Below are 22968 nucleotides of genomic sequence, written 5' to 3' on the forward strand. Positions count from 1 at the left end.
TCACGACCGCTTACGGTTAACGATAAGCCAAGCCTCAGACCCACTGTGTGCACATGGCATGATCAGCAATACAAAAGGAACTCAGCCAAGTATGGAACTCATCTATATCATCGCGGCCTTTCTGGCAGGCTTCATCGCACTGCGCTGCAAGCTCCCCCCGTTGGTGGGCTTCCTTGTCGCAGGTTTCGCCCTCAACAGTGCCGGCTACACCTCAACCGATGCCCTGACCACGCTCGCTGACCTCGGGGTCACCCTACTGTTGTTCACCATCGGTCTCAAGCTCGATGTCAGGACCCTGCTGACCAAGGAGATCTGGGGCGGCGCCACGCTACATAACGTACTAACAACCGGCCTGTTTACCCTTGTCCTACTGGTTCTCAAGCAATTGGGTATCGGCATGATGGCTGATCTCGATATTACCCAATTGGCCCTTCTCGGTTTTGCACTTTCATTTTCCAGCACCGTTTTTGCCATCAAGGCATTGCAAGAGAAAGGCGAACTCAATGCGACCTACGGTACACTGGCGATCGGTATTCTGGTTATGCAGGATATCTTCGCCGTTATCTTCCTGACTGTCTCTACCGGAAAAATCCCGGAGATTACAGCACTGGGACTGTTTGCCCTGCCACTGCTGCGCCCGTCTCTGTTCAAGATCCTTGACCGTGCCGGCCACGGCGAAATGCTGGTTCTCTACGGGATATTTCTTGCCCTTGTCGCCGGTGCCGGTCTGTTCGAAGTCGTTGGTATGAAAGCTGATTTGGGAGCCCTGATCCTAGGGATGATGCTAGCTGCCCATCCAAAATCATCAGAGTTGTCCAAGTCATTGTTTAACATAAAAGAGTTACTGTTAGTCTGCTTCTTCCTCAATATTGGCCTCGCCGAAGAGCCAACCATAGAAGGGCTACTCATGGCGTTGCTACTTCTGGTGATGCTGCCGCTCAAAGGCGTTCTCTACTATGTTATCTTCAATATGTTCCATTATCGGGTTCGCACCTCCCTCCTAGGGACGCTCACCCTGTTCAACTACAGCGAGTTCGGACTAATTGTCGGTGGCCTAGCCTATAAAATGGGCATGCTCCCAGGCAGCTTCCTTGTCGCTATCGCCATCGCGGTATCACTTTCCTTTCTGATTGCAGCACCGTTAAATACGCTTGGTCACCGCCTGTACAAAGATGCCTCTAAATGGCTCAAAGAGTTTGAACCGGAAAAACTGAACCCGGGCGATCGTCTGATTGATCTTGGCGACAAGGAAATCTTAATCCTTGGAATGGGACGAATCGGGAGTGGTGCCTATGATGAATTAGTGTCGCGCTACGGTAATCAGGTCATTGGTGTCGAAACCCGTGAAGAGTCTGTCGCACTCCACCGGGAACAAGGGCGCAACGTGATCCAAGGCGATGCCACCGACCCCGACTTCTGGGCTCGGGTTATTTCAAAACGAAATACACGCTTGATTTTGTTGGCAATGCCCCACAGCCAAGCAAATAGTTTTGCCCTCGAACAAATTCGGGAACGTAACTATCAAGGGAAAATTGCCGCTATTGCCAAATATCCCGAAGATACGACGGAGCTGATCGAGCTCGGGGTCGATGCCGCCTTCAATATTTACAACGAAGCCGGCGGTGGCTTTGCCCGCCATGTCTGCGAGCACCTATCGCCGAACATTTCGCCCCGCCTCTAACCGACAATATTCAGCAACGATCACACACGGCAGCTTCGGCTGCCGTTTGTATTTTCCGAACAAATATTATCCGCAAGTAGATAAAATTCATTTATTTTTAAATTAAATGGAAAATATTCATCACAAGGCTATTTTATTTATCGAATTAATCCTATGGGTTGCATTTCGCTGACGAATACGCAATTTTAACAATTAACAGCAAACCGGCGCAGTACGGACCGGGATCTATCAACATCATGGATCCCCTACCGCCTGTAGCTGGTCATGAAATTGACGATTTGCAGAATTTGACGATTGGGGAAGCAAGTATGTGTTCAGTATTTGGGATTCTAGATATAAAAACCGATGCCACCGCGCTGCGTGAAACCGCACTGGAGATGTCGAAAAAAATGCGCCACCGCGGCCCGGACTGGTCTGGGATTTATTCATCAGACAAAGCCATCCTGGTGCATGAGCGTCTGGCCATTGTCGACCTGAACAGCGGTGAACAGCCCCTGTACAACGCCGACAAATCCCACGCCCTTGCCGTCAATGGTGAAATCTACAACCATAAAGAACTGCGCGCGGAATTCGCACCAGACTACCCTTTCCAGACGGAGTCAGACTGTGAAATCATCTTGGCTCTCTACAAAGAGAAAGGCCCGGAACTACTTGACTACCTCAACGGTATCTTCGGTTTTATTCTCTATGACGAGGCTGAAGACGCATACCTGATCGGCCGAGATCATATTGGTATCATCCCGCTTTACCATGGCCACGATGAACATGGTAACTACTATGTCGCCTCGGAGATGAAGGCTCTGGTACCAGTATGCAAAACCATTTCAGAGTTCCCCCCTGGCCATTTCCTATGGAGCAAGAAAGGCGAGCCGGTGCGCTACTACAAGCGCAATTGGATGGATTTCGATACCGTGGCCGATGCCAAGACCGACAAAATTGCACTTACCGATGCCTTAGAAAGTGCGGTGAAACGCCAGTTGATGACTGATGTCCCATACGGCGTTTTGCTCTCCGGTGGCCTTGATTCCTCGGTAATTTCAGCCATTACCAAGAAATTTGCAGCCCGTCGCATCGAAGATGATGAAAAAACCCAGGCATGGTGGCCGACGCTACACTCGTTTGCTATTGGTCTCGAAGGTGCCCCGGATCTAAAAGCGGCCAAGGTCGTGGCCGATCACATCGGCACCGTCCACCATGAGCTGACGTATACCATCCAAGAAGGTCTGGATGCTATCCGTGATGTGATCTACCACATCGAGACCTATGATGTGACAACTATCCGCGCCTCGACCCCGATGTACCTGATGTCGCGCAAGATCCGCGCGATGGGGATCAAAATGGTACTGTCTGGCGAAGGGGCTGACGAGGTCTTCGGCGGTTACCTGTATTTCCACAAGGCGCCGAATGCCAAGGAGTTCCATGAGGAAACCGTACGCAAGCTACTGGCGCTGAACATGTTCGACTGTGCCCGCGCCAACAAGTCAATGGCAGCTTGGGGGATCGAAGCGCGCGTTCCTTTCCTTGACAAGGAGTTCTTGGAAGTCGCTATGCGCCTCAACCCCGAGGACAAGATGTGCGGCAACGGCAAGATGGAAAAACATATTATCCGCGAATGCTTCGGCCATTATCTGCCAGAATCCGTTGCATGGCGCCAAAAGGAGCAGTTCTCGGACGGTGTAGGTTACAGCTGGATCGATACACTCAAAGAGGTGGCAGCCGCCAAAGTCAGTGACCAGCAGCTTGAGACGGCCAAGTTCCGTTTTCCTTACAACACGCCGACAACCAAAGAGGCTTATGTCTATCGTGAAATCTTCGAAGAACTGTTCCCGTTAGAAGATGCCGCAAAATGCGTACCAGGCGGGCCCTCGATTGCCTGTTCAAGTGCCAAGGCCATAGAATGGGATGAGAGCTTCAAGAACAGTGCCGATCCATCAGGACGTGCGATTGCCGCAGTTCACAACGAGGCATATCAAAAATCCTAAGCAATACCGGTTAATCCATAACAGAAGCGAGAGCCTTGGCTCTCGCTTTCTCGTTCGATATAAGGGGATAACTTAAAAGTAAAAGCGCGTACCAAAGATAAACCGGGTAAAGCTGTCTTCCACCCCGTCTTTGGTCACATTGATATCATCGGTCGAGATGTTGTAATTCACCTCGGCACTGATCGCCACATGAGGATTAATGAAGTATTTTACCCCGGCGGCTAATTTGATATTGAGCGCGGTAACATCCTCGAAATCAAAATCGAAATCACCATCATCACCAGACAAGTTGGCCAATTGGGCTGCCGCCCCGACATACGGTACCCAATCTGTCGAATTGGTGAAGTTATATTCGGTAAAGCCCCCTATCTGGAACTGCTGGGTGCTATCGCTCATATTAATATCCAGAACCGCACCAATTTCCCAATCGTCATAGATAAAGTAACCGTATGATGTATTGAGAACAAACAGGTAATCATCCACATAGTCCAAGTCCAAACTACCCTGCAAGCCAAATTCCTGAGTCCCCTCCGGCAATTCTGCTTTTGCCTGTACCTGCGTTGACCCCAAACCGGCTAACAAACATGCCATTACCACTGCATAATTTCGCATATACAACGTCTCCTTATTGTAAATACTGCCAATTAAGCGTAGGAAAAAAATGCCACCACGACAGGATTTTTTGCTAAAAAATCACCACAATATTTTACTAAAACTCAAAAAACAAAAGTTACCATTGAAAATCAGAAAGTTAATCTGGACTTCACTGATATTTCAGGCATAAAAAAACCACCTTTCGGTGGTTTTTGACATAGATACAACAGAGCGTCGCTTAACGCTCCCAGTATGCCTCTTCCAGGCTGTCTTCGCGCTCAGGCAAGCCGCGTGACAGACGAGGTGAATGCTGGGCAAGCACTTCGTAACTTACACGGTTTGAGTACAGACAAATCTGTGAGAACGACGAGTAAGTCAGGAAGTTGTAATGATGCTTGCTCGACTTCGGCACATTCTCTCTGTGGTAACGGTTAGCTGACATGTCATGCAACAGAGCTGACAATGCACCATCACCCGCGCCATTGGTGTTCTTAATACGCTCAGGGCCACCCATATAAGGTGCAATGTGAGAGTAAACCTTCAGCGGAGTCTCACACTCGCTCTTCAGCATTGGTCGGCTGAATTCGTAGCGGTTGAACTCTGGAATTTCACCCGGCAGCAGCGGCAGACTTGTTTCGCGCTTGGCGCCATCGTCAGTATAACCCGCCGTGTAAAGGCCAACAGGACCCGCCGTACACAGAACCAAGTCAACCCAGTCAAGCGTCTTGGTTGCCGCTAGCAGCGGATCGGTTTCACCGGTCAGCGCCTCTGCTTCGTCCTCGTTCATGGCCACAACGGTCACGTTGTCGCGAAGGAAGTCGCGCCACCACTGCGGATCATCTGCAATCACGAACTTGGTGCCCAGAGTCAGAACAACCGGCACATCGTACTTCTTAGCAAATTCAATCGCGCGCATGGTTGCTTCCGGCATTGGGTCGCCTTCCTTGCAACGAACCAAGTATGCTGTCAGCACCAATGCTGATGCATTTTCGAAAACAGACTCTGGAATGCTATCGGGATGAAGCTGGTTCATCAAACCTTCGTTGATTGCGAAAGTACGCTCACCATCTTTGGTGATCAGCGCGAAGCAACGACCGATTGGACCATGCACTGGCTGCAGGAAGTTCATATCCATGCGGCTTGATGTATTGCATAGATAACGGTAGGCATAGCTGCCAATCTCGATATCCTTGCTCATTACGCCTAGCAGTACAGATTTGTCGTCAGCCAGCACTGAATAGTTGTGTAGGGTATTACCGATGGTGCCACCAGCAAACTCATGGCTAACCAAGGCTTTTTCCTTCAGCTCCTGATACAGGGCTTCGGCTTTCTCATCAGTGATCACCAAAGAGTGACCTTTGCTGAGCTCATAGCGCTCCAGGAATTCATCTTCCACGCACGCCTCAATATCAACCAGAGTCTGGTCAATACCGACAATGTGGGTACGGGCAAGTCGCTTTTCTTGTTTGAATTGACTCAAAAGTGGATCGCGTGCATGTACTGGAAAGTAATGCTTTGATTTACGTTGGCCTGGAAATTTCATGTCAATGAGCTTTCTGTAGAGAAATTTTTGCGAATTCTATCACAGAATATAGAACAGAAAAGCAAAAGCTCTCACATGCAGTGAGAGCTTTTTCAAATTAGAGGAAACTTATACGTACAGCGCGCCAAACCTGTGCCACACCGCCCGCAGGATACTCACCATCCTTGCGAATGCTGAGCCACTAGCTTTTCCATCACGGTTATGTGGGCAGGGCTGTCATTGAGGCATGGGATCAAATTAAATGCCTCTCCCCCGGCCTCAAGGAACACTTCCCGGCATCCTTCCGCGATCTCCTCAAGTGTTTCAAGGCAATCAACTGAAAAAGCAGGGCAAATCACATCAAGTCGCTTGATGCCTTTTTGTGCTAGCTCGCGAATCGTCGCTTCGGTATAGGGCTTGAGCCACTCCTCTCGACCGAAGATCGACTGGTAGCTCATACTCATCTTGTCCTGCGGTATTGCCAATGCCTCGGCCAGCATCGCCGTTGTCGCCTCACAATGATGCGGATACGGGTCACCATTGTCAGCATAACGTTTCGGGATCCCGTGGTAAGAGCACAGCAAATAATCCGGCTCACCGTGCTGCTGCCAAAAATCAGTCACCGAACCGGCCAACGCGGCAATATACTCAGGGTGATCATAGTACTGGTTAACAAACCGCAGCTCTGGCAGATCCGCCCTAGCCTTGAGCACCTTGGCTACCTTATCGAATACCGCGGCCGTGGTGGTACGCGAATACTGCGGATATAGCGGCAATACCAACACCCGCTGGCAGCCTTGCTGCCTCAGTTGATCGAGGCCCGCTTCAATCGACGGACTGCCATAGGTCATTCCCAATGCCACCGGTACGCCTAAGGCCTTTGCCAGTTGTTGTTGCTGGCGCAGTGAATAGACCATCAGCGGCGAGCCGCCATCCATCCATACTGACTGGTACAACTTGGCCACCTTCGGTGCCCGAACGGGCAAAATAACCCCGTGTAATATAGGGCACCATAGCCACCGCGTCATATCGACCACCCGGTGATCATGGAGAAATTCAGACAAAAAACGCTTCACCCCGGCAGGCGTCGCCTCATCCGGCGTACCGAGGTTGACCAACAACACTCCGAACGGCGGCTTATTGTTATCATGTAATGTGCTTGCTTCGCTCATAGTCATCCTTCGCTGTCGGCTCTACCTAGAGACAATAGCCCTAATGACAATAGTAATCAATCAATTATGTCTTGGTATCTGCGCAATAAAAAACGGGCTGCCCCAAGGGACAGCCCGCTTCTCATCATATTGCCAGCTTATATTAAGCTAGGGCTTTTTCCAGCTCTGCGCTTACCGCTGCAACAGGCTGAGTACCGTCAAATTTCAGGTACTTAGTCTTGCCAGCTTCAGCTTCTTTGCCGTAGTAAGCAATCAGCGGAGCAGTCTGGTTGTGGTATACACCTAGGCGTGCACGTACTGTCTCTTCTTTGTCATCTTCACGGATAACAAGGTCTTCGCCAGTCACGTCATCTTTGCCTTCAACCTTAGGTGGGTTGTAAACAGTGTGGTAAGTACGGCCTGAAGGCAGGTGAGCACGACGGCCCGCCATGCGCTCAACGATCACATCGTCGGCAACATCGAATTCGATAACGTAATCAACGTCTACACCGATCTCTTTTAGGCCATCAGCCTGAGGGATCGTACGAGGGAAACCGTCTAGCAGGAAGCCTTTAGCACAGTCGTCTTCAGCAATACGCTCTTTAACCAAGCCTAGGATGATGTCGTCAGACACTAGTTGGCCAGCATCGATAACGGATTTAGCTTGTTTGCCTAGCTCAGTACCCGCCTTGATTGCTGCACGTAGCATGTCGCCAGTAGAAATTTGTGGAATACCAAATTTCTCCATGATGAATTGTGCCTGAGTACCTTTACCTGCACCTGGAGCGCCCAGAAGAATGATGCGCATCTTGTTCCCCTTAGATTTGAATGGAGTGTTCAAAGAAGTGAAAAATACACTGATTAGCCATGCGCCGCAACCCCGGCACTGCTGCCAAGAGACATTGCATGCGTTATCAGCATACCTTTTGATTCAAACAGGCGGGTACCGGATATAACCGGAAGCCCGCCTGCTCGTTTCGTCCGATTTTACGCTAGAAGCTTATTCACCGCAGCCAAGAATTGAGAAGGATCGTCCATGCTGCCCTTCTCAGCCAGCATTGCCTGACCCAGCAGCATTTCAACCCACTGGCCAAACACCACCTCGTCGGCCTCGTCGGCCATCTTGCTCACCAATGGGTGCTGTGGGTTCAGCTCGAAAATATAATTCACTTCCGGTGCATCGTGACCGGCAGCCGCCAGCAACTTCGCCATCTGAGTGCCCATTTCGTTTTCATCGGTCACCACAACCGCTGGCGTATCTTTCAGCTTGAACGTCGTACGCACTTCCTTCACACGATCGCCAAGGTAAGTAGCGGTACGTTCAACAACCGATTTAAAGGCCTCTTCTGTTTCCTTTTGCTTTTCTTTCTCTGCCTCGTCTTCAAACTGAGTCAGATCCAGATCTGCCTTGGTGATCGCCTGGAAGGCCTTGCCATCAAATTCTGGCAGGTGGCCCATCAGCCACTCATCGATGCGATCAAACATCAACAGTACTTCAATGCCCTTGCTGCGGAATTGCTCAAGGTGCGGGCTATTCTTCGCCGCGGTGAAGCTATCGGCAGTCAGGAAGTAAATCTTATCCTGACCTTCTTTCATTCGACCGATATAGTCAGCCAACGAAACCGTCTGCTCTTGAGTCTCGTTGTGGGTCGAGCTGAAACGCAACAGCTTGGCGACTTTCTCGCGGTTGGCAAAATCTTCTACCGGACCTTCTTTCAGCACTTGGCCAAACTCGTTCCACAGCGTCTGGTACTTCTCGGCATCATTGTTGGCAAGACGCTCCATCATGCTCAGCGCACGCTTGGTACAGGCCTTGCGCAGCGACTGGGTGACCTTGTTGTCCTGCAGGATTTCGCGGGAAACGTTCAATGGCAGATCGTTTGAGTCAATCAGGCCGCGCATGAAACGCAGGTATGACGGCATGAACTGCTCTGCATCGTCCATAATGAAGACGCGCTGTACGTACAATTTCAGACCGTGCTTGGCATCGCGGTTGTACAAATCCCAAGGTGCTTTTGACGGGATATAAAGAAGGCTGGTGTAGTCCTGCTTACCTTCGACGCGGTTATGGCTCCATACCAGTGGCTCAGCAAAATCGTGCGAGACATGGTTATAGAATTCTTTGTACTCTTCATCGCTGATATCGGCCTTGTTGCGGGTCCACAGGGCTTGTGCCTTGTTGATCTGCTCCCACTTGCGTCCGGTTTCCTTGCCGTCCTCATCACGTTCGATGGTCTGGATATGCACCGGGATACCAATGTGATCAGAATACTTACCGACGATATCTCGCAGGCGGTACTCGCTCAGGAACTCTTTCTCGTCCTCGCGCAGGTGAAGGGTAATGTCGGTACCGCGACCGGCTTTCTCAACGTCCTCTAGGGTGTACTCACCTTCACCGGTCGATTCCCAGCTGACAGCTTGTTCAGCTGGCGCACCGGCCGCGCGGGTCACAACGGTGACTTTGTCGGCAACGATGAAGGCAGAATAGAAGCCAACACCAAACTGGCCAATCAGCTGCGAATCTTTGGACTCTTCTTCGCTCAGCTTGGCAAAGAAATCTTTCGTTCCCGATTTAGCAATAGTACCAAGGTGCTCGATAACATCCTCACGGCTCATCCCGATACCGTTGTCGCTGATCGTCAAGGTGCCAGCTTCGGCATTGAATGATAGTTTAACCCCGAGATCTGCATCGCCCTGATACAAGTCAGGCTGGGACAACGCACGGAATCGCAGCTTGTCCGCCGCATCCGATGCGTTAGAAATCAATTCGCGAAGAAAAATCTCCTTGTTCGAATAGAGAGAATGGATCATCAGTTGCAGCAGCTGTTTTACTTCTGACTGAAAACCACGGGTTTCCTTATTCTTGTGGATAGCTTGTTCGCTCATTTCGACTCCGAAACTATATCAACCAATTTAACGAGAAGCCTCGCAGCACACGTTGGCGGGCTTCCCTGTATGTTCTTTGATATACATATGGCCTAGATTTATGATTTCAACCTAAAAAGGTCAATTTAGCTTTTCCCGCCTTTTTTCAGCGTATTTTTTAATTTTTAATATTCAGAGGATATTCAGGCAGAAAATGCTATAAAGGCATTCGATTTTAGACCTTTGACGCTAAAACAATGAACAAGTTAGAAAATAAATTTTTGATTGGTCAGCGCTTTTTGTTTGACCCCTATGACAACAGCCTCATTGACCAATTGGAAAATGACGAACTGACGCGCCTTGGCAGCAACGAAAGCCGAGCCCTTAGCCTGCTTATCGAAGATCCCGGTGCCATTATTAGCCGCTCTCGCCTCCACGATTTTGTCTGGCGCGAACAAGGGTTCGAAGTCGACGACTCAAGCCTGACCCAGGCGATCTCCACACTGCGCAAAGCCCTCAAAGATTCAACGAAATCGCCAGAGTTCATCAAAACCGTGCCAAAACGCGGCTACCAGATGATCGCCACCGTGGTGCAGCAGTCCACCCCAGCCGCTACGGATACCGAGATCGGCCCGCAGGATGAATATACCCCTGACAACAAACAACCGGAGGCTGAGCCCTGCCACACCAGCGAGGCCGAACCGACCGCAACGGCACCAGTGACCCCAACGCCAACAGGACGTCCGAAAGTCAGCCCCAAGGCACCGTCGTCGCTCTCAGCCATGCTCAACGGCATAGCACTGATCCTGGCCTTGGTTATCCCGCTTAGCGTCAATTTCATGATGCCCAAAACATCACAGGCCTTCACCCAGCTGGCAACCATAGAAGGCGTACCCGTTGAGATCCCACAAAGCCATCCTGATGTTTTCCAATGGGAAAATCTGGTCTCGCAGTGTATTCACTCGTATATCCAGAATCATCCAAACGAAAAACGGCCGGTAAAAGTGATTGCGACCGGAGGCCAAAACAGTCAGCTGTGGCTGAACTACGTTCACTCCGCCGCCGCCCCGAATGAAAATGTCACGCTACGCCTGTTGACCAGCGATAAGGATCATACCGAACTATGTCAGTAATGAGCTCATCACGCCCTATCAAGCAGTTCATCGCCAAATATTGGGCATTTATCCTGCTAGGCGTCTCTATCATTTTCAGTCTCTGGCTCTATAACTACAGCGACTACAAACAAGCGCAGCTGCTAATGTCCCGCGAATGGCAATCCAATACCATCAGCCGTATCAAACCCACCGAACTAGAAGAGCTTGGTATGCTGCGCAAGGTGGAACAAACCAGCCATGTCGTCTACCTACCAAACAACACCTATTCCCGCGTCACCCTGATGAAGCTCTACAGCGATGAGAACCAACCGCTGACCCTGCATATTTCCGAGTCGGGAAACTGGGATATCAGCGGTAGTTACCTGCAGACCGAACCCAAAGAATTCAAAGACATCACCTCAGGGCAAAATAAGGACTTCAAGCCCAATGACCTGAACCTGATCAAGCAAGTATTCAGGATGGATGCCCAACAGAGCCGCCGTGTCGATATCCTTAACCAGAAATCCATTCTGCTCACCGGCCTAACTTACGGCTCAACCATTCTCTATTCGCTATAGCGCCCCCTTTGCTCGCCAAACATAAAAAAGGGGGGAAACCATACGGTTTCCCCCTAACACAATGAACAATCTAGCAAGTTTGTTTCATTAAAACACAAGCGATTTCTAACACCTGCTAACAGGCGGCACAGATATCGAAATACAACGATTAGAAGTACAGACGCATACCGATAGTAAAGGCGTTGTCATCTAGCATTTTCTCGCCATCCAGCGCCGTCTTCTCGTCATCAAAGCTCATGTCGGCATATTCAACATAAGAGACAACCTGGTTGGTCAGCCAGTAATCGGCACCAATGGTGTACTGGTTCAGCTTGTTGTCTTTGGTATCGTAATCGACATAGTCGTAGACACCGTACAGGCCGACACCCATTGGCAGATCATAGCGGGCCGTTGCACCAATACCGGTCTTCTCATCACCGGCAAAGTCATAGTCGGCATACATCGCCGCCAAGGACAGCGCTTTGTACTCATAAGTGGCGTTCAGCGTCCAAGACGTATCGGTATCATCACCGTAAATGCTTCTCTCAGTACGCTCGGATTGGGTGTAAGTGCCAGACAAACCAAGACCGAAATCAGCGTTCCATGCCACACCGAGGGCATAAGCCTGATCAATGCCCAGTTCGCCTCTGTCTGGGTTCGCCGCACCCGAGGCATCAATACCCTCATCACCGGTGTGGTACTGAGCCATAATCGTGAAGTTCTGCACGTCAATCTTGTATTGAAGACCGTTGGTCAGGCGATCGGTCGCAGCCCAGTCCTCTTTAATGTTCGCCGTGCCGCCGTACTCCCAGGTAATATCATACTGACCAGCCAGGGTATCCTGTACCGCAGACATACGACCGATACGGAACTCACCGAAATCACCACCGATCGCGACCGATCCAAACTTCAAGAAGTCAGAGTCGTCAAAACCATCGCCATCTTCAGGAATGATATTAAACTCTTTGAGCACATCACCGTTGACATACATGTTATTCGGCATGAAATAGGTCATGTTAAGGCCGAGCTCCGTACCTTCCCCCGTAAATGTGCTATCCGCGCCCATGACACCGTTGTCCGTGGTTTCATAGCGGGCACGCAAGTTACCGTAAACACTCACGGACATATCATCAGACTTATAGACCTCGGCGGCCATTGCTGATGCACTGGCGATCACAGAACCGATAACGGCTGCTACTACTGTTTTTTTCATGTTCACTCCTAATTGTTTCCTTTGCTCGTCACTGAGCAGGAAACGCTATATTGTTTATTTTTGTTTCCTCTACGGCGGCCTCATCGACAAATAAAAAACGCCCGCAAAAGCGAAATCATTCATTTAAATAGACCAATCCGAGATGGCCAACACCGTGGCCTTGACAATATTTAAGACATGAAAACAAACAGTTAGAAACAAAAGTTTCATTAAAGAATATTTAAATAGTTATTATTAGAAAACAACTGATTATAAAATCTAAATTGCCCTCTAAATTTCCAAAACATCTAAAAATCACACGGACAAATAAAAACAAACAACAACATAGAAATAAAAAACAAAAAAACGCCAGCAATATTATTTGCTGGCGTTTTAGAAAATATATCAGCCTAAACGGAACACTCAATAGAGTTTGTGTCGCCCGGCCAGAGAATGAGACAAGGTTGTACCGTCTACCAGTTCCAATTCCCCACCGACCGGAACGCCGTGGGCGATCCGGGTCGCTTCAACATCATATTCCTGGCATAGCTCAGCAATATAATGCGCAGTTGCCTCGCCTTCTACCGTTGGGTTTGTGGCAAGGATCACCTCACTGATCAGCTCGTTCTGCATCCGGAACTCAAGGGTATCGAGCCCGATATCAGACGGGCCAATGCCATCAAGCGGCGACAGGTGTCCCATCAATACGAAATAACGGCCGGAAAACTGCCCTGTCGCTTCCACCGCGACAATATCTGCCGGAGATTCCACCACACAGATCTGGCCATTCTCCTGACGACGCGGGTTGGCACAGATTGCGCAAACCTCTTCTTCGGTAAACGTACGACAGTCTCGGCAATGACCAATATCCGTCATAGCCCGATTCAAGGCCTCGGCCAATTGCAGCCCGCCCTGACGATTTCGCTGCAACAAACTGAAGGCCATGCGCTGCGCCGACTTGGGGCCAACCCCAGGCAGGCAACGCAAGGCCTCCATTAATTGTTCCAGTAAGTGACTGGTCCGCATTTATTAGAATGGCATCTTAAAGCCAGCAGGCAGGTTCATACCGCCTGTTACGCTCGCCATCTTTTCCTTCTGCGCTTCTTCAATACGACGTGCCGCGTCATTGAAAGCCGCAGCAATCAAATCTTCTAGCATATCTTTGTCGTCTTCCATCAAGCTGTCATCCAGCTCAACACGACGCACGCTGTGGCTACCAGTCAGAGTCACTTTTACCAGGCCTGCGCCAGACTCGCCAGTTACTTCCATGTTTGCAATTTCTTCTTGCATCTTCTGCATGCGCTCTTGCATCTGCTGCGCTTGCTTCATCATGTTAGCCATGCCGCCTTTACCAAACATATCTTCTCTCTCTGTGGTCTGGTTAATCTATAAGGGTCTTACGCTATCTTCATCGAGTACAGCAGCAAAGCGCTGACAGATAAAGTTCACGTTAGAATCAGACTTGAGGCTAGCCCGAGCCTGATCCAGTTTCTCTTGATAGAGAGCCTCGCGCCATTCCAGCGGCGAGCGCCCCCTATCACTTAATTCAATCTCAACAGTTACAGCCTCGCCAAGCAAATCTGCCAGAGCCTGTGTCAAATGCTCGCGGGCTTTCGGGGTGTCCAGATGCTTCTGAGACGGTCTCAGACACAATGTCACCTGCCCACCATTGCGCTCAAAGGACGAGTTCAGCGCCAATTGCTGTACCATTCGCCCTACATTGAGCTTAGTTACCCAATCCGACCAACTATCCTGATTTGCCGCTTCATTGACAAGCACTTTCACCATTTCAGGTGTCTTTTCATGCTCAAGCGCCTGTTTCAGTTCAGCCGGAGCCACATCGGCCACGATGTCCTCTTCCACGGTCAGCATCGGTCGCCATTGGTACTCCTCTGACTGATCCGTTGCCGCACAATTCTCTGACTCAGGCACGATGGATCCCGGTACTGGCATCGCAGGGTTAACTGTACCCGGACGCGTACTTTGCCGAGTGGCAATACGGTCTAGGACACTGCTGGCGACTTTTTTAGCCGGTACCGGTTCAGACTTTTTTGGGCTCTGCGGCTCTGCGCCACCATCACGCTTGGTTTGGCTGCGCAGTTTGTTTCGAGCGGCAAGCAATCCTGATGCTGCAGAAACCGGGCGCGCCTCTGGTTGCGCCGGACTTAAATCCGATGGAACGTGTGGCTGCTGCATGGGTGGTTGATGCGGCTGTTGCTGTTGCGGCTGTTGCTGTTGCAACGGCTGCTGATACTGGGGTTGCGCAGGCGAAACCTGATAACCCGCCTCATGGCCGGCTGACGGCGAAAGGGGTGGCTCACCATAGCCCGAACCAGCCATCGGCTGCGGTGCCGGCTCCGAATAACCGCCATTCTGGTGCGGCGCACTATTTGTCGGAACATTATTGGCTGTAGCACTACTAGCCGGTGCACCCTGTGCTTGGCCATTGTTCATCTGAGCCTTGAGCGCCTGAACCCGTTGCATCCCCTGTCCTGCCGGAACTTGAGATGGCTGGGTGGGCGCAGATACAGCGCCCATAGCGGTCGGCGGAGGCTGTACAGCAGGGACATCAACCGACTGCGGGCTGATTGCAGATACCGCTACCGGACGGAAAGCCAGCATTCGCAGCAGCACCATTTCAAGTCCGGTACGGCCATCTGGAGCAAAGGCCAAATCCTGACGCCCTTGCAAGGCAATCTGGTAATGCAACTGCACTTCCTGCGGCGAGATCTGGCTGCCAAGCAAGCTGATCCGCTCGGCATCAGGGGCTGACTCATCCAGCGTTGCTGGCAGGGCCTGGAACATAGCCACACGGTGCAACTGGGTGGCCAACTCACGTAGCAGGCTATCCCACTCCACTCCAACCTCGGCCAGCTCACGCAAACATGCCATTGCCGGCTCAGCCTGCCCCTGCGCGATAGACTCGAGCAAATACAGCGCCTGTTCGGTATTGAGCGTACCCAGCATCTCGGATACGGCCTGAACACCAACCTGACCATTACCCAAGGCGATGGCCTGATCAGCGAGGCTAAGGGCATCACGCATGCTGCCCTCGGCAGCACGGGCAAGCAACCCCAACGCACGAGGCTCAAAAGTAACCTGCTCCTGTGTCAGAACTCGCTCAAGCTGCGACTGGATCTGACCACTATCAAGGTGCTTGAGGTGGAACTGCAAACAGCGCGACAAAATAGTCACCGGCAGTTTTTGCGGATCGGTCGTTGCCAGTATGAACTTCACATACTCCGGCGGCTCTTCGAGCGTCTTCAGCAAGGCGTTGAAACTATGACGCGACAACATGTGGACTTCGTCGATCAAGTAAACTTTGAATCGACCACGGGTTGGCTTGTACTGAACGTTATCAAGCAGCTCACGCGTATCCTCAACCTTGGTGCGAGAGGCGGCATCGATCTCTAACAGATCGACAAATCGACCTTCGTCGATCTCTTTGCAGGTTTCGCACTGACCGCAAGGTGACGCAGTGATCCCCTGCTCACAGTTCAGGCCTTTTGCAAAAATACGGGCAATGGTTGTTTTACCCACACCGCGCGTACCGCTGAACAAATAGGCATGGTGCAGGCGATTATGGGCCAAGGCATTTTCCAATGCCGTTAACACATGGGATTGGCCGACGACATCCCCAAACTGGTGCGGTCGCCATTTACGAGCCAGAACCTGATAACTCATGTTTTCTAACCTTACAGAATCAAGAACTCAATGCTAGCACAGGGAGGGATCGGGGGCGAGAGGGCGCCCCAACGAGCGCCCAATGATTAGCCAGCAGTTACTGGGGGATACGACGATTAGTGGCCGTCAAAATCACAAATGCTGAAAACGTTCAGGCCAAGACCTTGTAGACGAGCTTCGCCACCGATATCAGGCAGGTTAATAACAAACGCCGCATCTTCTACGATACCGCCCAGACGGCGAACCAGTTTGGTCGTTGCCTCAATCGTACCGCCAGTCGCCAGCAGATCATCAACCAATAGAACCTTATCACCCTCACTGATAGCGTCAGTGTGAATTTCAAGCGTATCTTCACCATATTCAAGTGCATAGCTCTCGCCAATCACTTCGCGAGGCAGCTTACCCGGCTTACGAACAGGTACAAAGCCAACACCCAATTCAAGTGCTAACGGGGCACCGAACAGGAAACCACGCGCTTCAGTACCAATCACCTTAGTGATGCCCTTGTCTTTGTACTGCTCGACCAACACTTGCATTGTCGCACGGTACGCAGCCGGATCTTCCATCAGGCTGGTCACATCACGGAACAGGATGCCAGGTTTTGGGTAGTCAGGGATTGATTTGATACTGTTTTTAATTAACGCGAGCTTTTCTTGAGTCATTATCGTTTTCCGTGCCCTCTAATCGTCCGGGCATAGTGAGTGAAACGGCGCCTGCACGACAGCACAGCATGGCCGTTAAAAAAACCGGTTCAAATAGTAGTGACTTTCACGCCTCGGAGCAAGAATCAGCACCGGATAGCATGATCAAAAACAAGCAAGAGCTAAGAAGAATAGTTATTTTCAGGATTATCCCGCACAGGAAGGCGGTTGAACCATACCAGCAGTATCGTCATGACAACGCATAACAACCCTTTGTGCCAAAGTTGAGGAACAAGACAAATGGAAATAAAAAAACTCAGCACAATCATTACATTGGCTCGTTTTTTGACCATCGGTGATATTGCACCGTGCTGATGCCAATTTTGCAACACCGGCCCAAAGCGCGGATGGTGATTAAGCCAATGGTTCAACCTTGGCGAGCCTCGCATAAAACAACCACTTGCCAGTAACAAAAAGGGAGTGGTCGGCAGCAAGGGTAAAAAGGCGCCGAGTGCACCCAAAGCAATACATAACCAGCCACAACATATCAATGCCGTTTTTTTCAGCATATTATCACTCGCCAACCAATGTCTTTCATCACGTCCATTTCCAAGAGAGCTCTATATCTTGAGATAACCTGCGTACTATAAATTATACCCTATCTCAAGATGGGCACCGAAAAGAACGAGCCTGTACAGGCAGGGGGAAATGACCCGAACAGGCTTTGAATGAGAAATCAGTTAGGAGAGAAGCCCCAGCCATGTCAAGCTGGCCGGTAAGGTTGGCAGGCAGAGAACCAGCAGAAACCCCAAAAAGTATTTAACGCTATACGGGTCTTTAAAATCCTTATCCATTACATGCATCCTTTCATTGTGACTTTTAGCGGGCTCTACCAGCCCCAGAGATACCTTCAGACAACTATAACGGATAAAACAGTGCGCAAAAACCGATAGAAATTACGGGTATTCTGCAACAACCCCAACTTTATTTGATTCAAATCACTGCCAAATGCAAGAATCGTCATAGACTTGATTGAATCGACAATTGAAAAGATGACTTTATGACTACATCAGACATTGCTTACAGCGAATTTCAGCAACGACTAGAACAAGAGCATCTCTCCTTGTCGCAAGAGATCAAACAAGAGTTGCTGCTCAATACCTTAGTTCCGTCTTCTGCGGCTATCGACAAGGCAGAACTCAGTGAGTTGATCCTGATGGCAAAATCGTCCTTTATTCCAAACCTGTTCGATCTGGCAGTGAGGATGGAGCGCGTTGATGCTGCCGTATGCTCTGGCAAACTCGGCATGTACGGCCTTTGTGCTGACTGCGAAGAGGAAATTGCCCATGCAGATCTAGAACAAGATCCGGCTCAGCCCCGCTGTCACGATTGCCGTGAACACAACCGCTACCACCATAACTAAGTCGCGGGTACAAAAACAATAAGCGGGATAACCCGCCTATTGTCTGTTATTGCGCCCAGCCAATGAAAAGCGGCCAGTGCATCACGGTCCATTCTGCCGTGTGTGAGAGCTTGGCTTATAGCCCAGCCTGAGTTTTCACCCACTGTTCAAAGGCAGCTTTCTCTTCGGCATTAGCTTTGCTGTACCACAATTTAAGCTGGGCCAACGCATCACCGGTAATATTGACTTCGCCTTTCTCGGTCACTTCCACAACGGTTTCTTCCAGATCCACCGCATAACCTTCTTCAAAGGTAATGCCATGTTCCCGATTGTAATCAGCCACCAAGGCTTCCATATCACTGTACGCCGCCAGCCCTTTGCCTTGTAGCTCAACATAATCCAAAGTGCGAGACGTTCCGTCAGCCAGCTCTAATGACCACTCAGGGCCTCGCTGGAAATAGGCCTTGGCCTGAGAAATCGTCGACAGGCGTGGCAAAGTAATCGTCGCATCCTGCTTAGGTACATCAAGCTCAAACAGATAAGGACGTGTAGTGAAAATGCGGGTTTTCGAACCGTCTTTCACTTCACCGTCAAACTGGACGACAACCTGATGCTTGCCAGCAGGCAGGTTAACTGTGCTGGTTTCAGACCAGAACGACGATTGTACTTTCTTGCCATCAACAACCAATAGCTTGATATTGTTTCCAGCCGCCAACTCGCCTGCTTGCGTCATTACCGGCAATGCCAGCAATCCCATCGTCATCAGCCATTTGTTCATTATCGCTTCCCCTACTCTTTCAATGTGTGCCTGATCTATTAATACCGATTCAATCAATCATCTAACGACAGCATTTAAGCCAGCCGCTCAAATCATTCATGGAATCGCAATTTGCTCCATACAAGCTCGGCCAGAATAGCAAAAAGCCGCCCAAACGGGCGGCTTTTTAGAAGTATTTAGCCAATTGCAACAGCAATTAGAACTTAACTTCCATACCTACTAGGTAACCTAGGTCTAGGTCAGCGCCGTCTTGGTCAGCCCAGCCTAGTTCACCGTATACTTTCACGTTGCTGTGAAGCTGGTGAGTTACGTTAGCGTATACGTTGTCAGTAGTACCGTTCTCTAGGTATTCACCAGAACCATCAACAGATACGTCAGCACGGTTGTAACCTAGGGCAAAAGTGTTCTTGCCTAGAGTGTAAGAACCGTTGATTTCAAACACGTCTGCATCAGACTTGTTCGCGCTGTTTGCTGAAGAAGTGTACTCAATGTTGCCGTAAGACGCAGCGAATGCGAATGCACCCATTACGTACTCAGCTTCAAGGTTGAAACCGTCAACATCAGTTGCAGACTTGTTAATATTGTCAGCAGTGTAGTAGTAACCACGTACGTCGAAGTCACCGAAACGAGCGCCTAGGCGTGCGTCAGTTACTGTACCGTCACCACCCAAGAAATCAGTAGCGTTGTTACGATCCGCAAGGCCATCAGCATTCGCATCTAGATCGTGAGTCAAACCGAAGTAAAACTGACCGTTGTCGAATACGTATTTGATTGCTTCGTTACCTTCAGTTTGAACGAAGTCAACTTGGCTGAAACCTAGCTCGTAGTCTTTACCGATACCCATGTCATCAGAGATGTATAGCTGACGACCGAAAGTCATAGTACCGAAATCACCACCTAGACCAACGAATAGCTTGTCGTTTTCAACGTCACGCTTCTCGAAAGCAAAACCGATACCTGCAACAGCGTTTAGGCCGTCAGTGATAGCGATAGTAGTGTTTAGCTGTAGGTCACCGTCGTCTAGGTGTAGGCCTGCATCAGATTTGTCACCTTCAGCTTGGATTGGTTGTAGGTACTGAACTTCTGCTGCACCAGATAGGTCAACAGTTACGCCGTTTGCATCGTATAGGTTGATGCCTGCTTGTGCAGAACCTGCTGCTAGTACAGATAGTGCTAGAAGAGTCTTTTTCATGATATCCACTGCCTTTTCTTATTTAGACTGGAATCCCTGTTTCCAGAATTCCTTTTTCTTTGTTACTTCGGGTTACCTTCAATACTTTATAAACATAAAGATCAATAAATAATCCCAAAAGCCAGAAATTTGTGGAGCTCATCCTGACAGAAGAATCCTCTACATGTCAAATTATCTAAACCGAAAATAAAAAAACATCAAAAAAATTACAAATCAATGAGTTAGGTCACACTCGGCTTATCAATTGAGCACTGTTTTAATGGAGTGAGTAACTCAATATATTTTTTAACAACATGAAATAACAGAATTAAATATTACATCTTAAATCAAAAACAGAGTTAAAAACCACTTTACCAATACCTTTTAGAGCATTAGCAAACTTATGTAGAAAAGTGCCTCCGTAAGGAGCAATGAAAAAGAGTTCAATATGATTTCGTGAGTTATTTCTCATTTTTGCGCAAAAAAATGCCAGAATCTGCCCGACATCACATTCAGAAGTTCGTGCTATAATGCCGCTCCTTGCCCTTATGATGTTTCAGATATGTTACAAGACCAGATAAAGCGTGATATCAAGCAATGCTACGAAAACCTCAGCAACCAGCTCGATAACTTTATTCCCAGACGGGCTCAGAACTATCTGGTCGCCGAAATAGCCAAGACATTGGGGGGCGAGTACGATCCGAAACACCGAATGTTGGTGGCTGAGGCAGGCACCGGTATCGGCAAATCCCTTTCCTATTTGATTGGGGCCATCCCGTATGCTGTTTTCAACAATAAAAAAGTGTTGATCTCTACGGCAACCGTTGCCCTTCAAGAACAGCTGATCAACAAAGACCTTCCGTTGTTCAATCGTATCTATCCCAAAGAATTCAGTTTTATTCTGGCAAAGGGCCGCCAACGTTATTGCTGCAACCATAAACTGGAAGCAAGCTGCAGCAACGAGGAAAATCAGCAGGTTGGGTTATGGGAAGAAAAACCTAAAAAGTCTGATTTAGAACTTTTAAGGCGTATGCTGAAGGCCAAAGAAAGCCAGAAATGGGACGGTGACCGCGACAGCTGGCCAACCGCTATCCCCGACCGGGTGTGGGGCCAAATCGTGGCCGATAAACACAGCTGCCACGCTGGTATGCCGAAACATCGTGATTGCCCGTTCGCCAAGGCCCGTGAACACCTCGAAAAAGCCGATGTTATTATTGCCAACCACGCCCTGCTGATGGCAGACCTAGAGCTCGGCGGCGGGGTCATCTTGCCTGAACCCGAAAAAACCATCTACGTCATCGACGAGGCCCATCACCTGCCTCAAGTTGCCCGTGACTTTTCGTCCGCGGCGGCCAGCCTGAAAGGGGCTGCCAACTGGCTCGAAAAGCTCAACCAATCCGTCGGCAAGCTGGCCGAAGTGGCTGACTACAAAAAGTCAGGCCGCTTCCAGACCAGCCTCAACGAAAACATTGCCGTGCTGATCCCGGCGCTACGGCAAATGGCTGGGGCAATCGATCCTGCCATGTTCAACCAAGACGGTATCTACCGCTTCGAACACGGCGAATTACCGGCATGGTTGGAAGAAGAAGCCAAAGGACTCAAAGAAGCCAGCAAGAAGGCCCTGCAGTCACTGGGAAAAATCCATGATCTGATCAGCGAGCGCCACAAAGACAACGAAGTACCCGCCCGCCTTGCCGAACCGGCACTGGCCGAATCTGGGTTCTACCTCCAGCGCTTGGAAAACCTTGAAAAGGTCTGGAACCTAATGGCCCAACCAAACAAGGACAAAGGCGCCCCGCTGGCACGCTGGCTGGAGAAAAGCCCCGAACGCGACAACGACTACATTGTCGAGGTATCACCATTGGAAGTCGGCCATCGCCTTGACCAGCTCTTGTGGAGCCGGGCGGTAGGTTCAATCTTGGTATCGGCAACCATGCGCGCCCTCAACCAGTTTGACTACTTCTGTCGTCAAGCTGGCATTTTCGAAAAGCAGGCAACCCGCTTCCTTGCTCTTGCATCACCGTTCGATTACCAGAACAATGCGAGGCTGGTGATCCCCGCGATGCCATTAGAGCCTCAGGCCGAACGCTTTACCGATCTGCTTATCGACAAGCTACCCGAATACCTTGAAGGCGAGACAGCCAGCTTAGTGCTGTTTTCCTCTTATTGGCAAATGAACCAAGTTGCCGACAAGCTGCGTCCGTTAGCGGTCAAGAACCGCTGGGAGCTGCTGGTCCAAGGGGATGAATCCCGTCACATTATTCTAAAAAAACATAAAGAGAACTGTGAAAACGGCAAAACCAGTATACTATTTGGCACGGGAAGCTTCTCTGAAGGACTTGATTTACCTGGTAATTTATTAACCAACCTTATTATCACTAAGATCCCTTTTGCGGTTCCGACCTCACCGGTAGAAGAAGCGCATGCCGAATATATCGAAAGCCGTGGGGGCAATCCATTCCTGCAGATTTCAGTTCCCGAAGCCAGTAAGAAGCTGATCCAGTCGGTAGGACGACTACTGCGAAAAGAAGAAGATTCTGGTAGAGTCGTACTGCTTGATCGGCGGATACTCACCCGTCGATATGGCAAGGCATTGCTAGATTCACTGCCCCCTTTCAAACGCGTCATTGAATAGACCGCAATAGGACCGAGAC

At 49.9% G+C, this 22968-nt stretch carries 19 protein-coding genes; 6 read left to right on the forward strand and 13 right to left on the reverse strand.

Annotated elements, in window-relative coordinates; genetic code table 11:
* Nucleotides 1–91 precede the first annotated feature (91 nt).
* Both ABT56_RS03080 and asnB read left to right on the forward strand, forming a co-directional pair.
* Entirely contained in the window at nucleotides 92–1681 is a 1590-nt protein-coding gene (locus ABT56_RS03080; protein WP_047877356.1) for a cation:proton antiporter family protein, read from the forward strand.
* Nucleotides 1682–1989: 308 nt separating this feature from the next.
* Entirely contained in the window at nucleotides 1990–3663 is a 1674-nt protein-coding gene (gene asnB / locus ABT56_RS03085) for an asparagine synthase B (RefSeq protein ID WP_047877522.1), read from the forward strand.
* Nucleotides 3664–3735: 72 nt separating this feature from the next.
* Here the strand turns inward: asnB and ABT56_RS03090 are convergent, their stop codons facing one another.
* From ABT56_RS03090 to htpG, 5 genes are all read right to left on the reverse strand, one after another.
* Entirely contained in the window at nucleotides 3736–4275 is a 540-nt protein-coding gene (locus ABT56_RS03090) for an outer membrane beta-barrel protein (protein ID WP_047877357.1), read from the reverse strand.
* 220 nt (nucleotides 4276–4495) lie between these two features.
* Nucleotides 4496–5800, reverse strand: coding sequence for an inosine/guanosine kinase (locus ABT56_RS03095; protein ID WP_047877358.1), 1305 nt, complete (start codon nucleotides 5798–5800; stop codon nucleotides 4496–4498).
* A gap of 155 nt (nucleotides 5801–5955) precedes the next feature.
* Nucleotides 5956–6951: a ferrochelatase gene (gene hemH, locus ABT56_RS03100; protein ID WP_047877359.1), complete on the reverse strand. Its 996-nt coding sequence runs from the start codon at nucleotides 6949–6951 to the stop codon at nucleotides 5956–5958.
* Nucleotides 6952–7093: 142 nt separating this feature from the next.
* Nucleotides 7094–7738 carry an adenylate kinase gene (adk, locus tag ABT56_RS03105; RefSeq protein WP_047877360.1) on the reverse strand — a complete coding sequence of 215 codons (645 nt, stop codon included), beginning with the start codon at nucleotides 7736–7738 and terminating at the stop codon, nucleotides 7094–7096.
* A gap of 179 nt (nucleotides 7739–7917) precedes the next feature.
* Nucleotides 7918–9816, reverse strand: coding sequence for a molecular chaperone HtpG (htpG, locus tag ABT56_RS03110; protein ID WP_047877361.1), 1899 nt, complete (start codon nucleotides 9814–9816; stop codon nucleotides 7918–7920).
* A 236-nt stretch (nucleotides 9817–10052) separates the two neighbouring features.
* Between htpG and ABT56_RS03115 the strand changes: the two genes are divergently transcribed.
* A complete protein-coding gene (locus ABT56_RS03115; RefSeq protein WP_047877362.1) occupies nucleotides 10053–10928 on the forward strand; it encodes a transcriptional regulator in 876 nt (291 codons plus the stop codon).
* Nucleotides 10919–11467, forward strand: coding sequence for a regulatory protein ToxS (locus ABT56_RS03120; protein WP_053062364.1), 549 nt, complete (start codon nucleotides 10919–10921; stop codon nucleotides 11465–11467). The genes ABT56_RS03115 and ABT56_RS03120 overlap by 10 nt, the downstream gene beginning before the upstream one ends.
* Before the next feature lie 148 nt (nucleotides 11468–11615).
* Here the strand turns inward: ABT56_RS03120 and ABT56_RS03125 are convergent, their stop codons facing one another.
* The 6 genes from ABT56_RS03125 to ABT56_RS03150 all read right to left on the reverse strand — a co-directional run bounded on the left by ABT56_RS03125 (nucleotide 11616) and on the right by ABT56_RS03150 (nucleotide 17532).
* A complete protein-coding gene (locus ABT56_RS03125) occupies nucleotides 11616–12659 on the reverse strand; it encodes a porin (protein WP_047877364.1) in 1044 nt (347 codons plus the stop codon).
* A 402-nt stretch (nucleotides 12660–13061) separates the two neighbouring features.
* Entirely contained in the window at nucleotides 13062–13664 is a 603-nt protein-coding gene (gene recR / locus ABT56_RS03130; protein ID WP_047877365.1) for a recombination mediator RecR, read from the reverse strand.
* 3 nt (nucleotides 13665–13667) lie between these two features.
* The gene (locus ABT56_RS03135) at nucleotides 13668–13997 is read right to left on the reverse strand and encodes a YbaB/EbfC family nucleoid-associated protein (protein ID WP_047877366.1); all 330 of its coding nucleotides are present in this window, start codon (nucleotides 13995–13997) and stop codon (nucleotides 13668–13670) included.
* A gap of 27 nt (nucleotides 13998–14024) precedes the next feature.
* Complete coding sequence (gene dnaX, locus ABT56_RS03140) at nucleotides 14025–16322, reverse strand: DNA polymerase III subunit gamma/tau (protein ID WP_047877367.1); 2298 nt, start codon at nucleotides 16320–16322, stop codon at nucleotides 14025–14027.
* A 116-nt stretch (nucleotides 16323–16438) separates the two neighbouring features.
* Nucleotides 16439–16984, reverse strand: coding sequence for an adenine phosphoribosyltransferase (gene apt, locus ABT56_RS03145; RefSeq protein ID WP_047877368.1), 546 nt, complete (start codon nucleotides 16982–16984; stop codon nucleotides 16439–16441).
* A gap of 161 nt (nucleotides 16985–17145) precedes the next feature.
* Nucleotides 17146–17532 (reverse strand): YbaN family protein, encoded by a 387-nt coding sequence (locus tag ABT56_RS03150; protein ID WP_047877369.1) that lies wholly within the window; start codon nucleotides 17530–17532, stop codon nucleotides 17146–17148.
* A gap of 491 nt (nucleotides 17533–18023) precedes the next feature.
* Between ABT56_RS03150 and ABT56_RS03155 the strand changes: the two genes are divergently transcribed.
* Nucleotides 18024–18386: a TraR/DksA C4-type zinc finger protein gene (locus ABT56_RS03155; RefSeq protein WP_047877370.1), complete on the forward strand. Its 363-nt coding sequence runs from the start codon at nucleotides 18024–18026 to the stop codon at nucleotides 18384–18386.
* A 115-nt stretch (nucleotides 18387–18501) separates the two neighbouring features.
* Here the strand turns inward: ABT56_RS03155 and ABT56_RS03160 are convergent, their stop codons facing one another.
* Both ABT56_RS03160 and ABT56_RS03165 read right to left on the reverse strand, forming a co-directional pair.
* On the reverse strand, nucleotides 18502–19143 hold the full coding sequence (locus tag ABT56_RS03160) for a YccT family protein (RefSeq protein ID WP_047877371.1): 642 nt from the start codon (nucleotides 19141–19143) through the stop codon (nucleotides 18502–18504).
* Nucleotides 19144–19339: 196 nt separating this feature from the next.
* Complete coding sequence (locus ABT56_RS03165) at nucleotides 19340–20335, reverse strand: porin (protein WP_047877372.1); 996 nt, start codon at nucleotides 20333–20335, stop codon at nucleotides 19340–19342.
* 541 nt (nucleotides 20336–20876) lie between these two features.
* Here ABT56_RS03165 and dinG point away from each other — a divergent pair.
* The gene (dinG, locus tag ABT56_RS03170; RefSeq protein ID WP_047877373.1) at nucleotides 20877–22949 is read left to right on the forward strand and encodes an ATP-dependent DNA helicase DinG; all 2073 of its coding nucleotides are present in this window, start codon (nucleotides 20877–20879) and stop codon (nucleotides 22947–22949) included.
* Nucleotides 22950–22968 lie beyond the last annotated feature (19 nt).

The organism is Photobacterium aquae (assembly GCF_001029445.1).
GTDB classification, from domain to species: domain Bacteria; phylum Pseudomonadota; class Gammaproteobacteria; order Enterobacterales; family Vibrionaceae; genus Photobacterium; species Photobacterium aquae.

Coding starts and splice junctions, on each gene's coding strand:
- ABT56_RS03090 (WP_047877357.1), bottom strand. CDS start 4,275: ATGCGAAATTATGCAGTGGTAATGGCATGTTTGTTAGCCGGTTTGGGG.
- dinG (WP_047877373.1), top strand. CDS start 20,877: ATGTTACAAGACCAGATAAAGCGTGATATCAAGCAATGCTACGAAAAC.
- ABT56_RS03160 (WP_047877371.1), bottom strand. CDS start 19,143: ATGAACAAATGGCTGATGACGATGGGATTGCTGGCATTGCCGGTAATG.
- ABT56_RS03095 (WP_047877358.1), bottom strand. CDS start 5,800: ATGAAATTTCCAGGCCAACGTAAATCAAAGCATTACTTTCCAGTACAT.
- recR (WP_047877365.1), bottom strand. CDS start 13,664: ATGCGGACCAGTCACTTACTGGAACAATTAATGGAGGCCTTGCGTTGC.
- hemH (WP_047877359.1), bottom strand. CDS start 6,951: ATGAGCGAAGCAAGCACATTACATGATAACAATAAGCCGCCGTTCGGA.
- asnB (WP_047877522.1), top strand. CDS start 1,990: ATGTGTTCAGTATTTGGGATTCTAGATATAAAAACCGATGCCACCGCG.
- ABT56_RS03135 (WP_047877366.1), bottom strand. CDS start 13,997: ATGTTTGGTAAAGGCGGCATGGCTAACATGATGAAGCAAGCGCAGCAG.
- ABT56_RS03165 (WP_047877372.1), bottom strand. CDS start 20,335: ATGAAAAAGACTCTTCTAGCACTATCTGTACTAGCAGCAGGTTCTGCA.
- htpG (WP_047877361.1), bottom strand. CDS start 9,816: ATGAGCGAACAAGCTATCCACAAGAATAAGGAAACCCGTGGTTTTCAG.
- ABT56_RS03115 (WP_047877362.1), top strand. CDS start 10,053: ATGAACAAGTTAGAAAATAAATTTTTGATTGGTCAGCGCTTTTTGTTT.
- ABT56_RS03120 (WP_053062364.1), top strand. CDS start 10,919: ATGTCAGTAATGAGCTCATCACGCCCTATCAAGCAGTTCATCGCCAAA.
- adk (WP_047877360.1), bottom strand. CDS start 7,738: ATGCGCATCATTCTTCTGGGCGCTCCAGGTGCAGGTAAAGGTACTCAG.
- apt (WP_047877368.1), bottom strand. CDS start 16,984: ATGACTCAAGAAAAGCTCGCGTTAATTAAAAACAGTATCAAATCAATC.
- dnaX (WP_047877367.1), bottom strand. CDS start 16,322: ATGAGTTATCAGGTTCTGGCTCGTAAATGGCGACCGCACCAGTTTGGG.
- ABT56_RS03150 (WP_047877369.1), bottom strand. CDS start 17,532: ATGCTGAAAAAAACGGCATTGATATGTTGTGGCTGGTTATGTATTGCT.
- ABT56_RS03155 (WP_047877370.1), top strand. CDS start 18,024: ATGACTACATCAGACATTGCTTACAGCGAATTTCAGCAACGACTAGAA.
- ABT56_RS03080 (WP_047877356.1), top strand. CDS start 92: ATGGAACTCATCTATATCATCGCGGCCTTTCTGGCAGGCTTCATCGCA.
- ABT56_RS03125 (WP_047877364.1), bottom strand. CDS start 12,659: ATGAAAAAAACAGTAGTAGCAGCCGTTATCGGTTCTGTGATCGCCAGT.